This window comes from Candidiatus Paracoxiella cheracis, assembly GCF_049348705.1.
Lineage (GTDB): Bacteria > Pseudomonadota > Gammaproteobacteria > Coxiellales > Coxiellaceae > Paracoxiella > Paracoxiella cheracis.
Genome location: NZ_CP186485.1, coordinates 904240 through 919413, shown reverse-complemented (window position 1 = coordinate 919413; position 15174 = coordinate 904240). Strand labels below are relative to the sequence as shown.

Below are 15174 nucleotides of genomic sequence, written 5' to 3'. Positions count from 1 at the left end.
CTCTCAAATGACTTGACGGCTCGTAAAGATTTTTTGCAGTCGCTTACGCTCGGCAAAAAATCCGAGCCTACCGCGGAATACGCGCCTTCGCTTCGCTCTCCATGGCGCGCATCGGTCGTTTGTGTTGATTTTTGATGATCCTGATGCACCCATGGGCACATGGGATCACTGGATTTTAATGAATATTCCATCCAATGTGCACGAGTTAGAAGAAAATATTAAAAACTTGCCGAATGGCGTTAAGGTTGGGCAAAACAGTTGGAAGAAAAACGAATACGGCGGCCCGCAACCACCCGATAAAATTCATCGTTATTTTTTCAAGCTCTATGCTTTGGATACTACTTTAAATTTGGACCAAGGTGCGACCAAGAAACAAATCGAAGCCGAGATGAGCGGCCATATTCTCGCTAAGGCAGAGCTGATGGGACGCTACGACGTACCGAAGTAACGCAGGAAAAGCCCTTCTGGCTGCACTATAATTAAAAGTGTAGCCCAGGAGGATTTGTCATGACTGTCAAAAAATTAAAAGATTTCCTGGATAAAAATAAAGTTAAATACGTCACGATTAATCATTCACCTGCTTATACCGCACAAGAAATCGCAGAAATTGCACACGTATCCGCAAAAGAATTAGCAAAAACCGTCATCGTTAAAGTCGATGGGAAATTAGCGATGGTCGTTTTACCCGCGCACGTAAAGGTTAATTTTGGTGACGTACAAAAAGCCACGGGCGGAAAAAACGTTGAACTCGCAAGCGAGTTTGAATTCCAAGAAAAATTCCCCGGTTGTGAATTAGGCGCCATGCCCCCGTTTGGCAATTTATACGATATGGATGTCTACGTTACCGAAGACCTAACCAAAGATAAAAAAATTGCCTTTAACGCGGGCACGCACTCTGAATTAATCAAACTCGCCTACGAAGACTTCGAGAAGCTCGTCAAGCCGAGAGTGATTTAAGGACCAGGCGCTTTCTTGTACTCATCAGCACAATCATATGATGTTTGTGAGCCCACAGAATGACCATTTAAGTCATAATGTGTAAACCTTCAGACTTGATCTGACACTCCTGGTCAGTTAGAGTAAAATTTAATTGACCAACCTTAAACAACCAACACGAGGAGTGTCATTATGACCAGTGTATCCGAAAAGATTATCAAACCCAAATTAGGTTTACTAGAGCTGTCTAAACAATTGGGAAATGTTTCACAAGCCTGCAAGGTTATGGGTTATTCACGCGACAGTTTTTACCGTTTCAAAACACTTTATGAAAATGGTGGCGAAGAAGCACTCCATGATATGAGTAAGAAGAAACCGAATGAAAAAAATAGAGTGCCGTTACATGTAGAAGAAGCGGTAATTGCTTTGGCTATTGAAAACCCAGCGTTAGGTCAGGCACGTGCGGCCAATGAATTACTGGCGCGAGGCATTATCGTATCGAGCAGCGGAGTTCGTTCGGTGTGGCTACGTAATGATCTAGAGACTTTTAAGAAGCGACTAAAAGCGCTTGAAGCGAAATCGGCGCAAGACGGTATGTTATTAACGGAAGAACAATGACAAGCATTAGAAAAATCAAAACGAGAAAAAGAAGCGCACGGCGAGATTGAAACAGAACACCCAGGTTATTTAGGTTCTCAGGATACGTATTATGTTGGCACGATGAAGGGCGTTGGCCGTATTTATGAGCAGACTTTTGTCGATACCTATAGCAGAATCGCTTTTGCGAAGTTATACACGGAGAAAACAGCGATGACGGCAGCTCATTTATTAAATGAACGTGTATTGCCATGGTTTAATGAGCAAGGTATCCGATTGCTGCGTATGCTCACGGATCGCGGGACGGAATATTGTGGAAAAATTGAGAACCACGCCTATCAACTTTATTTAGCAGTTGAAGACATTGACCATTCGAAAACACGCGCACGTTCTCCGCAGACCAATGGTATTTGTGAACGTTTTCATAAAACGATTAAACAAGAATTTTATGATGTTGCTTTTCGAAAAAAAATATATCGTTCCGATGCGAGCCATGGAGAGGCGAAGCCGATGGCGAGTATTCCGCGGCAGCCGCCGATTTTTGACAGAGCGGAGTGCCGAAGGAACGGAGTTCCGTAGGCAGCGTAGCGAGTGGCAAAAATCTGTAGGCGGCGTCGAGTCATCTGGAGACAGTGCGCAGTCGGCCGCGAGGTCGCGGAGCGCTGTCGACGGGGACGTCCGCGGCTATTTAGGTTGTCGCGTATTGCGAGTCGATTATTGACAGGGATGCCAATAATCTATCACGAGCATCGCGACACACTTCCCCTAGAAGAATTACAACAAGACGTTGATGCGTGGATCAAAACATATAATGAGGTCAGGCCCCATTCCGGCGAGCGTTGTTATGGAAAAACACCCATGCAAACTTTTCTTGATGCAAAGCATTTGGCACAAGAAAAAGAATTAGATAAACTATGTAAAACTATTCCAAGCGTGTCGGCAGATGAATTGAATAACAAGCGTGTCGCGATGCTCGTGATAGATTATTGCCATCCCTGTCAATAATCGACTCGCAATACGCGACAACTTAAATAGCCGCGGACGTCCTCGTCGCCCGCGCTCCGCGACCTCACGGCTCGACTACGCACGGGCTCTCAAATGACTTGACGGCTCGTAAAGATTTTTTGCAGTCGCTTACGCTCGGCAAAAAATCCGAGCCTACCGCGGAATACGCGCCTTCGCTTCGCTCTCCATGGCGCGCATCGGGCGCACAGTAATCACGACACGCAACTGGTAGAGGAGTAATTAGAATCCGATCTATCGGACAGAAAATATGTCCGATAAATCTCAACTGTCAGATCAAGTCGAGAGTTCTACACGGGACTGTTTATTAGTTTGTGTAAATCGCGTCAGTCAGAATTATGAATCAGCCATTGTGTTAACTGATTTTTTAATTTTATCAAAAACTACATTGCGTTCAAATTAATTTCCTCTCTTATGAATTTTAAGTTTTATACAAAATCCGCCAGGCGATCTTCAAACATAAGGGCAAAACGATTCATGGCGGCACCCCAGTCTCGAATCGGCATGGTCCATTTTTTGGCTATATTTTTTAACCCTAAATAGAGTTGTTTTAAAGCGGCATCGTCCGACGGAAAAACTCGTTTATTTTTAATAACTTTTCGGATACTCATGTTCAGTGATTCAATAGCGTTAGTGGTATAAATCACCCTCCGAATTTCTGCCGGATAAGCAAAAAATGGCACAATGCGCTCCCAATGAGTCAACCAACTTTTGGCAATCGAGGGAAATTCAGCATCCCATTTCTCAGAGAAACTCGTCAGCGCCAATTCTGCTTCTTCAACCGTACTGGCCGAATAAATAGCTTTTAAGTCAGCGGCCACTTCTTTTTTCTTTTTCCAACCCACATAGCGCAATGAATTCCGCACCATGTGTACAATGCAAAGCTGTACTTGAGTGTTAGGATACACAGCGCCAATCGCATCAGGAAAGCCCGTTAGCCCGTCAACGCAACAAATCAGGATATCTTCTAGGCCTCGATTTTTTAACTCCGTTAATACATTCAACCAGAATTTAGCGCCCTCATTTTGGCTAATCCAAATACCTAGCAATTCTTTTTGCCCATCGATATTAATTCCTAAAGCCAAATACAATGCCTTATTGATAACCTTTTTATCTTGCTGCACTTTAATCACTAAAGCGTCCAAATACACAATCGGATACACCTTGTCCAACGGACGACTTTGCCAAGCCTTCACTTCTTCAATCACTTCGTTGGTTACTGTAGAAATGAGACTCGAACAAATAGTTGTGCCATACAAATCTTTCAACTGATCTTGAATATCACGGGTAGTCATACCCCGTGCATAAAGACTCATAATTTTGTCATCCAAATCATCAAAGCGGGTTTGATGTTTTGGAATCAATTGCGGTACAAACTCATTGTTACGATCACGAGGAACCTCAATGGTCATCTCGCCATCTGTTGTTTTGATCGTTTTTTGGCTGTGCCCATTGCGGGAATTACCACTATTGTTGCCAGACACTTCGTGTTTTGCATAACCCAGCGCGTCCGTCAGCTCCCCTTCCAGAATACGCTCCGTCAGTGCCTTTTTTAACTCCTTTAACAAACCAGTATCACCGAAAATATCAGATGCGGTCTTGGTATGTTTGAGAAAATATTCCACAACCTGTGGATCTAATTTATTGGTTTTCATTGCCATAGTCAAAGACTCCGTATAATTTTAACGACCTTTCCCTGACTATCGCATTTACACAATCTTATTTACAGACCCTTCTACACATAATTTAAGGCTCTCTAAACAATCACATGCGGCATCAAAATCAGCCCGATACTCTAACATGATTAAGATATATTGTGACCAATTTTCCAAACCTGATTTCTTTAATCTTTCATAATTTCTCTCAAATTGATCTAAATTTTCCAATATTTTCCGATGGTCTATATATCTTGAATATAAATGTTCATTTAAATTACTACAAATTCTTGCAAATTGTTTAATATTGTTTTGATCTTCCCTCACTTTACCGGACACATTTTTTTTCGATTTTACGCAGCACATTCAAGCGCAATAGGGGTCTTGTAGTCAATAGCTGAATGCATTCTTCTGTGATTGTAATAGCCTTCAATATACTGAAAAAGACTTTGCCTTGCTTCAGCGCGTGTTGTGTAATCATTCACATGCACAAGTTCCGTTTTTAGGGTATGGAAAAAACTTTCTGCAATGGCATTATCCCAACAATTAGCCTTTCTGCTCATTGAACCAATCAGCTTGTTTTGCTTGATGATTTCCCTATATTTTTTCGAACAATATTGACTGCCCCGATCAGAGTGTATAATCACTTGCTTTGGATATTTTCGTTTGAATAACGCCATCAATAACGCATCACACACTAAATCTTGTTTCATGCTTTTATTCATTGACGAGCCAATAACCGAACGTGAATGCACATCGATAACCACCGCTAAATACAACCAACCTTCACGGGTTGGAATGTACGTCAGATCACTCACCCATTTTTGATTGATCGCCGTTCTCGTGAAATCTCTCTTTAAAATATTCTCAAAAATAGCCTTGTTGTGACCCGAATCTGTGGTTATTTTAAATCTACGCTTGGCAAGTGCTTTTAAGCCCATGGAGCGCATACGCCGCTCAATACGCGTGTGACTGCAGGAAATCGATTCCGCTTGCAATGCACGAGTTATACGTGGTGAACCGTAACGTTGTTTGTTTCTCATATAAATTACCTTAATTTTTTCATCTAATTGTTGGTTTGCTTGCTCACGTGGGCTCATAGGTCGGGATAGCCAGTCATAATAACCACTACGACTGACACCCAGTACATCACATAGCTAATCTTCCCCTAAATTACCGGACACTAATTTGTTAAAATCTATGAAGTAACAAAGAGGTGATCTCATGACAAAGAAGACTCGAAAATACACACCGGAATTTAAACAAGAAGCAATCCATCTAGCACTCAGTTCTCCTTCCGTGTTAAGCGCTGCAAAAGACTTAGGCATGCCCGAAGCGACCCTCCACACCTGGGTGGATAAAGCCAGGAAGAGTGGTGAAGTGATTCATCCCAGCGCAAAGCAACCGGTCAACATAGGGGAACTCATTGAATAAAATCAACAGCTTAAGAAGCGACTGGCACGACTGGAACAGGAGAAAGCCATTCTAAAAAAGGCGGCCACGTACTTCGCGAAAGAACTCGAGTGAAGTACAGCTTTATTCAAAAGCACGCCCAACTATTTGGAATTAACTTGCTATGTGATGTACTGGGTGTCAGTCGTAGTGGTTATTATGACTGGCTATCCCGACCTATGAGCCCACGTGAGCAAGCAAACCAACAATTAGATGAAAAAATTAAGGTAATTTATATGAGAAACAAACAACGTTACGGTTCACCACGTATAACTCGTGCATTGCAAGCGGAATCGATTTCCTGCAGTCACACGCGTATTGAGCGGCGTATGCGCTCCATGGGCTTAAAAGCACTTGCCAAGCGTAGATTTAAAATAACCACAGACTCGGGTCACAACAAGCCTATTTTTGAGAATATTTTAAAGAGAGATTTCACGAGAACGGCGATCAATCAAAAATGGGTGAGTGATCTGACGTACATTCCAACCCGTGAAGGTTGGTTGTATTTAGCGGTGGTTATCGATGTGCATTCACGTTCGGTTATTGGCTCGTCAATGAATAAAAGCATGAAACAAGATTTAGTGTGTGATGCGTTATTGATGGCGTTATTCAAACGAAAATATCCAAAGCAAGTGATTATACACTCTGATCGGGGCAGTCAATATTGTTCGAAAAAATATAGGGAAATCATCAAGCAAAACAAGCTGATTGGTTCAATGAGCAGAAAGGCTAATTGTTGGGATAATGCCATTGCAGAAAGTTTTTTCCATACCCTAAAAACGGAACTTGTGCATGTGAATGATTACACAACACGCGCTGAAGCAAGGCAAAGTCTTTTTCAGTATATTGAAGGCTATTACAATCACAGAAGAATGCATTCAGCTATTGACTACAAGACCCCTATTGCGCTTGAATGTGCTGCGTAAAATCGAAAAAAAATGTGTCCGGTAAAGTGAGGGAAGATCAGTTTAAAATTTAAATAGCTATCAATGTTGATTGTTAATTGCATTTTTAAAAATAATTTAATGATGCCTTAATTTTAAAATTTTATTTAATTATTTTTAGATGAGATCTTTGGTATTAGTTTGAATCCCCGTGTCTTCGGCCGTGAGAGTGACGTGTTTTTTAAAATTCTTGTAGATGGCCTCGCACGAGGATGACGGCAGTGACATGAAAAAAGACGATGTCATTTCAAGCAAGGCGAGAAATCTCAAACATGCAGTACTTGCTACGGTCACGAGACTCCTCGCTTCACTCGGAGTGACATTGTTTGGGATGACGTGTGATGACACTCTACATCAAAAAACACGTAGGTTATTTTCATTCTAAAAATCACGGATTTTTTTCACGAGTGCAAGCACGTCAGAATCTTCGGGGTCGGCGTGGCCTAAAAGCCAATCAAATAAAACAGGATCGGGTTGGTCTAACAATTTAATAAATAACCGCTGTTCAGATGCAGACAAATTTTTAAAATTTTGATCGAAAAAATCGCCGAGCATTTCATCGAGCTCCAGCATGCCACGGCGCCTACAGCGCCAACGGATTTTACCTAACTCATTTTCACTGATCGATATCATTTGGAATAAACTTCACTCGCTGGGTTATATTACACAATAATTCATAACCGATGGTATTGGCGCATGCTGCAACCTTTTCCACTGGCAATCCTTCTCCCCACAAAGTCACACGATCACCCACGGCAGCGTTGGCCTCTGAACGCAGATCAATAGCAATCATATCCATAGAAACACGCCCGATTAACGGACACGTTTTTCCATTGACGATAGTAGGCGTGCCATTTTTTGCGTGTCGCGGATAACCATCTCCATAGCCAATTCCAACAATGCCAATCGGCATGTCTTCAGGACAAGTCCACGTACAACCATAACCAACCTTATCGCCCTTACGACACTGCTTTACCGCCATGATTTTTGCGGTTAATGTCATGACGGGTTTCAACCCCTCTTCTTCGCCTGTGTGAGTTGAAATGGGCGACACACCGTATAACATAATTCCTGGGCGCACCCAGTCTGCCAACGCTTCATTGTTATAAGACAAAAGCCCTGCCGAATTTACAATGCTCTTAGGACCAGATAATCCGTTTGTAATTTCTTTAAATTTTGCAAGCTGCAATTCGGTAAATTGACGATCGGGATTATCCGCATCTGCTAAATGCGTCATTAAACCGATCGGTTTTTTAATCGATTCACAACGCTGCAAACGCTCAAACACCGAATGCACCTGATTAAGCGGAAATCCGAGGCGATGCATGCCGGTATCTATTTTCATCCAAACGGTTAAGGGTGTGGGTAATGTATTTTTTTCCAGTGCAGTAATTTGATCGGGGCGGTGCAACACCACTTGTAAATCGTAATCCACAAATTGTGGTATTTCGTCTTTATCGTAAAAACCCGCCATGACCATGATAGGTTGTTTAATTCCACCTTTGCGTAAAGCAATTGCCTCGTCCAACGATGCAACACCAAACGCATCGGCCGTATTTAATGTCTTTGCAACTCGCAATAAACCGTGACCATAACCGTTACTTTTGATCATCGCTAAAATAGAACGACCAGCGGCTAGTTGTTGCAAACGGGAATAGTTGTGTTTTAAGGCGTTTAAATCAATATAGGCAATCGCACCACGGCTCACATTGTTACTCCACCACCAAATGGCACACCTTGCACAGCATCTTCATAGGCATAATTATCAAAACGCGTGTACTTACCGCGAAAGGTTAAGTGCACTTTACCAATAGGACCGTTACGTTGTTTAGCAATAATAATTTCTGCTTTGTTTTTTTCAGGCGTATCTTCGTTATAAACTTCATCACGATAAATAAAAACTATTAAATCTGCGTCTTGCTCGATCGCGCCTGAATTATGGCACACTATACCATCCGCCACCCAAGATGCAGGACCCGGCACTGTTAAGTCATAAACTTCCTCAATTCCTTTTTTTTCAAAGGCGACGATTCGATCCCAGAATATGTCACTTTCACAATGCATTTTTAAAATATCATCATTTAATAATTCAGCATAACTTGAAATAGTGTTGCGCGAAGGTTCAAATTTAAAATGTGAGGTTCCACCATAAGTAGTACCACGCATAGCAGCCATTCTCCGCTGAGAAATACCTAGCACAGTCATCACATATTGAACCCGGTCAAAAATTTGATTTGGCAGCGTATCTACATTTGTGTTTGGAACAATTTTTTGTAAAAGAGAAAGCAACTGCTCAGCCGAAGCATGACGAGCGCCAAAAGCACCGATTTCATGAAGGAACCGCAACTGCTGCTCTGCGCCTGTGACAAAAACCATGTAGCCCGGCTTATAATTCCCTTTTTGAGTTTTTTTGATTCTAGCGACTATACCAAATCTCAATAGTAACGCCGCAACATCATTTGCTAAAGTTTCACTATTAGTCGCATAATAAATTACCTTACTTGTTTTTTTGCCTTTGCCCACTGATATTGAACCATCAGTTGCCCATAAATGTTGAAGGAATAAGGCGACTTGTCGATTAGACAAGCTAAAGACTGATTCAGGGATGCATTTTTCATGGGAACGCTGATCATAAACACCCAAATCACGCAACCATTTGTTAACTCCCTTTGGATGCCATCGATTACCATTTCCACTGATTACAACTTGCTGCCAATTATGATCACTATATATTTTAGTAGAACAACCAAATTCTTGTTCGGCAATTTTAGCCACAATATCAATGTGCTCTTGTGTTTGAGAAGTGTAACGAAGTGGCTGATGTTTGAGGTAACTTCCATCTCCAATTAAATGACCCAATAAAATAACTCTACCATCAGGCCATGTTTCTGATTTTTTGGGCTCAAGCATTCGATGTGTCGTTGCGATGCGATCTCCAATTGAAAAATCTTTTGTACGTTTCCAGCAATCAAAAGCCAATATTTTATGATCACCACTAGCACGAATAGATTTTCCACTTGCTAATTTGATTTCATAAACTTCCCGTTCGCCTACTTTCCAAATTTTTTCACTTTTTGCAGTAACGATTTTATTTTGCTCGTTGATCGCAATGACTTCCGGCGACATACCTACTAAATTTTTCACAGGAATTCGCTTTCCATCAGCGAGACAAACCAAGGTGTCTCCTGTTACGCATTCACGTAAATCCGACATCACGGGTCTTTTATCCGTTCTCGCTTCAAGACCACGATTTAATTGTGACAACGCAACCACTGGCACATTTAATTCTTTGGCAAGCGCCTTTAATGAGCGTGAAATTTCAGACACCTCGACTGCGCGATTTTCTTTAGAGCCTGGCACCTGCATGAGCTGCAAATAATCGATGACAATTAATCCCAAACTGCCGTGCTCACGCGCGAGTCGTCTTGCGCGTGCTCGCACTTCGATAGGTGTTAAGGCTGGCGTGTCGTCAATATATAATTTAGTGTCGGACAGCATTTCAATAGCGGATGTAATGCGTGGCCAGTCGTTATCATTTAATTTACCCGTTCGGACTTTGTGTTGTTCGATGCTACCGAGTGAAGAAATCATACGCATCACTAGCGACTCACCAGGCATTTCCATACTAAAAACTAAAACCGGCTTGCCACCTCTAATGGCAGCATGCTCGGCCATATTGAGACCTAGAACCGTTTTACCCATGGAGGGTCGACCCGCAATGATGATGAGCTCACCCTCATGAAGTCCTGAGGTCATGTCGTCGAAGTCTTTAAACCCAGTCGACAGACCCGTCAACTGACCACCCGAATGAAAGAGCGAATCAATACGATCGGTGGTTTTGGCCAACAATGTTCCAATTTCAACGGGGCCATTCCCCCGATTACCCTGCTCGGCAATGCTAAACACCCAGCGCTCAGCGCTATCGAGAAGGTCTTTAACTTCGCGACCTTCAGGGTTAAACGCACTTTCAGCGATGTCTGTGCCGGTAGCAATTAATTGACGCAACACAGAACGTTCGCGAACGATGTCTGCATAGGCGGTGATATTGGCGGCACTTGGAGTATTTTTGGCGAGTTGATAGAGATAAGCCTCACCCCCCGCCGCTTCTAGCTCGTTACGGGATTTTAAAGCATCTGCAATTGTTAATACATCCAAAGGCTTATGACGTTCGACCAAGTATTGCATTATCTGAAAGATCAAACGATGGTCTGCCCGATAAAAATCTTCGGATGTAATGCGATCGGCCACCCTATCCCACGCCCGATTATCCAACATTAAAGCACCTAAAACGGATTGCTCCGCTTCCTGGGAATACGGTGGCACCTTGGGCGCCGTTGGTTTGTTGGTCCGTCTCGTCATCGCTGTAGTGTAGCATCCTTGCTTTATCTCGAGAAGAGAGCCGTGCCTCAGAGCGGGCGAACTTCACTAGTAGATTTCTGAAAAATCCACCGATTTAATATTCGCCTTAAGATCACTACATTGATGGGTTTCTTCAGAACCTCATTTATTCCTACCGCAAGACACTGCTGTTTAACCTCATTACATTGGGTTGTCACTGCTATGATAGGAATTCTTTTCATATGATATTGCGACCGTATAAATTTAGAGAGGGTGATCCCATCGATATCGGGCAGGCCAATATCCATCAGAATGAGATCATAAGCATATCCACGATTGACACACTCAAGAGCCGAGTGTCCGCTACGAGCAATATGAACGTGACAATTTAGCATTTCCAACCAAGCACGATGTAATTTACAAATAAATGCCTGGTCTTCAACAATCACAATCCTAGGGATATAGTGTTGTTCGTCTAAGTTTACTTTTCTTTGATTACGTTGTGATTGAATAATTGCAGAGTTGTTCCGCATGTCCTTCCCTCCTTTGTCTAGCTCTGACAAAATAAATACTCCTATTTTTCGTCCCTTCTTTTAGTTGGACTTTGGATAAATAAAATCCCTTGCCAGTTAGGACAATAATCAAAAAATGTGAGTTTCTAAATCTTAAGCTGTTTTTTGCAGCAATTCGTAGAATTGCTCAGGTGTAAAATTTATTTTATCCAACCATGATTTTACTATCCCAATCAAATCCTCTATTTTTTCAGGGTCTGAGTTTTGCGTCTTTTCTTCAGTCCTCTGAATCGTTTTAATTTTTGAGTTGCTATTTTTGAAAATAGCAGGATGTCGCGTGCGTTTCCCCTGCGTATCACCTTTGGTTCTGCCTTGCGGATTACCGCGTGGTTTGCAGAGATTAGCAGGCGTGCCAACGGTATCAAGCACCGTAGAAAAACCCCGTTGCGTTTGTGAAGGGGTCGCAGTTATTGATGGTTTTTCGTTATCCACTTGGAAGCTCGGCAAATACCGCTCCCATTTTTTCGGTAAAATCGGGGCAAGATTCCTCGCTAGATAAAGTTGCGTATACGCTAATGCTGTCATCCGCCACCAATCTTCTTCGTGCTTAACATCCGGTGTTTGGTATCGGTCAAATAACAGTTTGTCTTTACCAAAACGAAAGTAGTGTTCAATGTCATAGCGTCTATCGTAATAGTGATACGCTTCTAATGCTGTGATTTCATTACGTCGTTCACCAGCGAGTCCTAACCAGAGTGGATTTTTATATAAAGATTTACCGTTAGCATCAACCGCAACCAATTGCACAACAGTAACAGGATGCTCATATCCTTTAAATTGCTTTGAACCACGCAGTAATTGGTCACGCCATATTTTAATCTCCAATTGGTAAGTTTTGCCACTGCGGGTTGTAATGGGTTGCTGCACAATCTCATCGGATTCACGGTGAGTCGTGCTGTCGTTTAGTTTCATCGCATCACCATAGCGTTTTATACTTCCTGAGGTATTATCTTCTATTGATGCGGGCGCGAAAACATTACGGGTACTGTTAAAACGGAAAAGATGTACCCAATTGGGATTTTCGCTAACCAGTTTACGGCAAGCTTCTGTACCATATTTTGAATCAGCCACGCTAACCACCAATTTATGAGTAAGCGCTAAGTCTGCAATACAACGGTTAATTTGCTGCATCCCAACTACATTGCCTTTTTCATCGCTTTTAACGCGCCTCGTATCCAGTGGAACTAACCAATGCTTTTCTTGAGCTGCACCATCATTGGGCAATAGTGATACCGTTGAATATTCATGTCCAATGGTAATCGGTTTGTTACCCGGTGCTGGATTAGGGCTGTAAACCACATGGCGATCTTCAACACAGTGTGCACTCGATGCGAGCCATGGAGAGGCGAAGCCGATGGCGAGTATTCCGCGGCAGCCGCCGATTTTTGACAGAGCGGAGTGCCGAAGGAACGGAGTTCCGTAGGCAGCGTAGCGAGTGGCAAAAATCTGTAGGCGGCGTCGAGTCATCTGGAGACAGTGCGCAGTCGGCCGCGAGGTCGCGGAGCGCTGTCGACGGGGACGTCTGCGGCTATTTAGGTTGTCGCGTATTGCGAGTCGATTATTGACAGGGATGCCAATAATCTATCACGAGCATCGCGACACACTTCTTGACGCGACTGTGGTGTCGTATCCGCAATAATGATCACACGGTCATCGCTATGACTCACATGTTCATATTGTATTTTCATCATGCTATCCCAACAATTTGCTACCGACAAACCATCGCTAATCGCATCGGTAATACTACTGTATTCACGTTCAAAGTATGGCGATTCACATAATTCTATAGGTGTTTTGCAGCGATGGCCATGGCTTGAAAGGGCATCGAGTAAATTCATATTGGCATCGCGTCGCGCGGGGAAGATGTTGTAGAGGAATGTACGGAATTGTTTTAGTTTTTCTGTCGCTAACATCGTTTGTTCCTTATTTTATTTTTTCGAACAAACGTTGTTTACAACGTAAAATTTTTTTTCGGTTTCTATGTCAAGCAATTTTTAATTATTTTTATAAATTTATCCAAAGTCCAATATGATCCATGTCATGAAACTTCATTGAACATCCCTCTATTACAATGATTTTTTCACCAACCGTACAATCCAAATAGCGTTGTGAATCTCAACAGTGGACATGCCCAAATCCTGCATGATTGTGTCCGTGCTCAGCCGAATCGCTTCGTCGATTGTTTTTCCTTCCAAATAACGACACACATATTCGCAGCAAGCGATTAAAGCCACCGATCCATATGCTAAAAATTTTACCACTCGTATTTTTTTATTTTGTATTTGCAGATATAAGCGTACGACATTTCCACGATCGCCACTGCCCTCTTCTACTACGATAACGGTCGAATGATTTTCGTCTAACTTCCCAGCGTGCAGTGCATTATAAAAATGTTCTAATTGCTGTGAAGAATATTTCATCGCATATCTGCTTTGTAATGATAGACTAATTCTTTTTAGCTTTATCCATAACCTTTTCTTTAACTGTCTGCCAAATAGGAGACATGTTTCGCAAACGCGTAACCTGCTCAGTAATATGCGCAACCGTATGGTCAATTTCTTCTGTCGTTGTAAAACGCCCCATACTAATGCGTAAAGAATTATTAGCTTGCTCGCGCGATATGCCCATGGCAACTAAAACATGAGATGGATTCGGATTCGCTGAATTACACGCTGATCCGCCAGATATAGCAATATCACGCAAACTCAACATTAAAGACTCACCGACTACACCATCAAAGCTCACATTGAGACAGCCGGGGATACAATGATTTTGATCACCATTTAAATGGACACCTTCTAAAGCAGAAATACCTGCCCAAAGGCGTTTGCGTAAAGACTCAACATGCTTCTTATCCAAGGCCATACGTTCTTTTGCTAATTCAAAGGCTTTTCCCATCCCGACAATTTGATGCGTCGGTAGGGTTCCAGAACGCATACCATGTTCATGCCCACCACCATGGATCAACGGCTCTAAACGTACACGAGGATTTCGACGAACATACAACGCCCCAACACCTTTCGGGCCGTACAACTTATGGCCTGAAAAAGACATTAAATCGACTTTCAATTGTTGCAAATCGATCAGTACTTTTCCGGCGCTTTGCGCTGCATCTACATGTAATAAAATACCATGACTTCGTGTCATTTCTCCAATAGCATCAATATCTTGAATCACACCTGTTTCGTTGTTCACGTGCATGATGGATACTAAAATGGTATCACTGCGAATGGCTTTTTCGAGGTCCTCTAATTTTAAACGACCGTTGCGTTGCGGATTCAAATAGGTGACTTCAAACCCCTGAGACTCAAGATAAGCACAAGTATCGAGTACAGCTTTGTGTTCGGTGCTCATGGCGATGATATGTTTGCCTTGACGCTGATAAAAGTGAGCAGCGCCTTTAATCGCCAGATTATCCGATTCGGTCGCACCCGAAGTCCAAATGATTTCTCGGGGATCAGCGTTAATCAAAGCAGCTACCTGCTCGCGTGCTTTTTTAACACATTGCGCTGCATCCCAACCATAAATATGACTCTGGGAAGCCGGATTACCAAACATTCCATTGGGCTTCAAACATGGGATCATGCTCTCGACAACAGCCGGATCTGTTGGCGTGGTTGCCATATAATCTAAAAATATTGGTATTTTCATATAATT

At 42.6% G+C, this 15174-nt stretch carries 16 protein-coding genes and 1 pseudogene; 7 read left to right on the top strand and 10 right to left on the bottom strand.

The genetic code is table 11. The annotated features are described in order from the left end of the window. The first annotated feature begins 12 nt into the window (after positions 1-12). The 5 genes and pseudogenes from ACJMKR_RS04830 to ACJMKR_RS04810 all read left to right on the top strand — a co-directional run bounded on the left by ACJMKR_RS04830 (position 13) and on the right by ACJMKR_RS04810 (position 2538). Positions 13-135: a hypothetical protein gene (locus tag ACJMKR_RS04830; RefSeq protein WP_423064018.1), complete on the top strand. Its 123-nt coding sequence runs from the start codon at positions 13-15 to the stop codon at positions 133-135. Beyond that, entirely contained in the window at positions 122-448 is a 327-nt protein-coding gene (locus tag ACJMKR_RS04825) for a YbhB/YbcL family Raf kinase inhibitor-like protein (protein ID WP_423064017.1), read from the top strand. Before ACJMKR_RS04830 ends, ACJMKR_RS04825 begins: the two co-directional genes overlap by 14 nt. A gap of 59 nt (positions 449-507) precedes the next feature. Then, on the top strand, positions 508-957 hold the full coding sequence (locus tag ACJMKR_RS04820; protein ID WP_423064016.1) for an aminoacyl-tRNA deacylase: 450 nt from the start codon (positions 508-510) through the stop codon (positions 955-957). A 171-nt stretch (positions 958-1128) separates the two neighbouring features. Continuing rightward, positions 1129-2010 (top strand): annotated as a pseudogene (locus tag ACJMKR_RS04815) (IS481 family transposase); the annotation flags it as partial. A 249-nt stretch (positions 2011-2259) separates the two neighbouring features. After that, positions 2260-2538 carry a hypothetical protein gene (locus tag ACJMKR_RS04810; protein ID WP_423064015.1) on the top strand — a complete coding sequence of 93 codons (279 nt, stop codon included), beginning with the start codon at positions 2260-2262 and terminating at the stop codon, positions 2536-2538. Between the two features lie 446 nt (positions 2539-2984). On the opposite strand, the gene ACJMKR_RS04805 is transcribed toward ACJMKR_RS04810, so the two are convergent. Both ACJMKR_RS04805 and ACJMKR_RS04800 read right to left on the bottom strand, forming a co-directional pair. After that, positions 2985-4217 carry an IS256 family transposase gene (locus tag ACJMKR_RS04805; protein WP_423062605.1) on the bottom strand — a complete coding sequence of 411 codons (1233 nt, stop codon included), beginning with the start codon at positions 4215-4217 and terminating at the stop codon, positions 2985-2987. Positions 4218-4564: 347 nt separating this feature from the next. Further along, positions 4565-5311, bottom strand: coding sequence for an IS3 family transposase (locus ACJMKR_RS04800; RefSeq protein WP_423064014.1), 747 nt, complete (start codon positions 5309-5311; stop codon positions 4565-4567). 124 nt (positions 5312-5435) lie between these two features. On the opposite strand from ACJMKR_RS04800, the gene ACJMKR_RS04795 reads away from it, so the two are divergent. Next, complete coding sequence (locus tag ACJMKR_RS04795) at positions 5436-5645, top strand: transposase (protein WP_423062353.1); 210 nt, start codon at positions 5436-5438, stop codon at positions 5643-5645. An 89-nt stretch (positions 5646-5734) separates the two neighbouring features. Then, positions 5735-6589, top strand: a complete 855-nt coding sequence (locus tag ACJMKR_RS04790) for an IS3 family transposase (protein WP_423064013.1) — start codon at positions 5735-5737, stop codon at positions 6587-6589. A 399-nt stretch (positions 6590-6988) separates the two neighbouring features. Here the strand turns inward: ACJMKR_RS04790 and ACJMKR_RS04785 are convergent, their stop codons facing one another. The 8 genes from ACJMKR_RS04785 to ACJMKR_RS04750 form a co-directional block, all read right to left on the bottom strand. Continuing rightward, positions 6989-7180 (bottom strand): succinate dehydrogenase assembly factor 2, encoded by a 192-nt coding sequence (locus tag ACJMKR_RS04785; RefSeq protein WP_423064012.1) that lies wholly within the window; start codon positions 7178-7180, stop codon positions 6989-6991. Positions 7181-7223: 43 nt separating this feature from the next. Beyond that, positions 7224-8315, bottom strand: a complete 1092-nt coding sequence (gene alr / locus ACJMKR_RS04780) for an alanine racemase (RefSeq protein ID WP_423064011.1) — start codon at positions 8313-8315, stop codon at positions 7224-7226. Then, the gene (locus ACJMKR_RS04775; RefSeq protein WP_423064010.1) at positions 8312-10966 is read right to left on the bottom strand and encodes a replicative DNA helicase; all 2655 of its coding nucleotides are present in this window, start codon (positions 10964-10966) and stop codon (positions 8312-8314) included. The genes alr and ACJMKR_RS04775 overlap by 4 nt, the downstream gene beginning before the upstream one ends. 47 nt (positions 10967-11013) lie before the next feature. Next, the gene (locus tag ACJMKR_RS04770; RefSeq protein ID WP_423064009.1) at positions 11014-11508 is read right to left on the bottom strand and encodes a response regulator; all 495 of its coding nucleotides are present in this window, start codon (positions 11506-11508) and stop codon (positions 11014-11016) included. A gap of 102 nt (positions 11509-11610) precedes the next feature. After that, positions 11611-12984, bottom strand: coding sequence for a hypothetical protein (locus tag ACJMKR_RS04765; RefSeq protein ID WP_423064008.1), 1374 nt, complete (start codon positions 12982-12984; stop codon positions 11611-11613). Between the two features lie 65 nt (positions 12985-13049). Continuing rightward, entirely contained in the window at positions 13050-13430 is a 381-nt protein-coding gene (locus ACJMKR_RS04760) for a hypothetical protein (RefSeq protein WP_423064007.1), read from the bottom strand. 153 nt (positions 13431-13583) lie between these two features. Next, on the bottom strand, positions 13584-13937 hold the full coding sequence (locus tag ACJMKR_RS04755; RefSeq protein WP_423064006.1) for an iron-sulfur cluster assembly scaffold protein: 354 nt from the start codon (positions 13935-13937) through the stop codon (positions 13584-13586). 25 nt (positions 13938-13962) lie between these two features. Next, positions 13963-15168, bottom strand: a complete 1206-nt coding sequence (locus ACJMKR_RS04750; RefSeq protein ID WP_423064005.1) for an IscS subfamily cysteine desulfurase — start codon at positions 15166-15168, stop codon at positions 13963-13965. Positions 15169-15174: the final 6 nt, after the last annotated feature.

Coding starts and splice junctions, on each gene's coding strand:
- ACJMKR_RS04820 (WP_423064016.1), top strand. CDS start 508: ATGACTGTCAAAAAATTAAAAGATTTCCTGGATAAAAATAAAGTTAAA.
- ACJMKR_RS04810 (WP_423064015.1), top strand. CDS start 2,260: ATGCCAATAATCTATCACGAGCATCGCGACACACTTCCCCTAGAAGAA.
- ACJMKR_RS04805 (WP_423062605.1), bottom strand. CDS start 4,217: ATGGCAATGAAAACCAATAAATTAGATCCACAGGTTGTGGAATATTTT.
- ACJMKR_RS04800 (WP_423064014.1), bottom strand. CDS start 5,311: ATGAGCCCACGTGAGCAAGCAAACCAACAATTAGATGAAAAAATTAAG.
- ACJMKR_RS04795 (WP_423062353.1), top strand. CDS start 5,436: ATGACAAAGAAGACTCGAAAATACACACCGGAATTTAAACAAGAAGCA.
- ACJMKR_RS04785 (WP_423064012.1), bottom strand. CDS start 7,180: ATGCTGGAGCTCGATGAAATGCTCGGCGATTTTTTCGATCAAAATTTT.
- ACJMKR_RS04775 (WP_423064010.1), bottom strand. CDS start 10,966: ATGACGAGACGGACCAACAAACCAACGGCGCCCAAGGTGCCACCGTAT.
- ACJMKR_RS04765 (WP_423064008.1), bottom strand. CDS start 12,984: ATGACTCGACGCCGCCTACAGATTTTTGCCACTCGCTACGCTGCCTAC.
- ACJMKR_RS04760 (WP_423064007.1), bottom strand. CDS start 13,430: ATGTTAGCGACAGAAAAACTAAAACAATTCCGTACATTCCTCTACAAC.
- ACJMKR_RS04755 (WP_423064006.1), bottom strand. CDS start 13,937: ATGAAATATTCTTCACAGCAATTAGAACATTTTTATAATGCACTGCAC.
- ACJMKR_RS04750 (WP_423064005.1), bottom strand. CDS start 15,168: ATGAAAATACCAATATTTTTAGATTATATGGCAACCACGCCAACAGAT.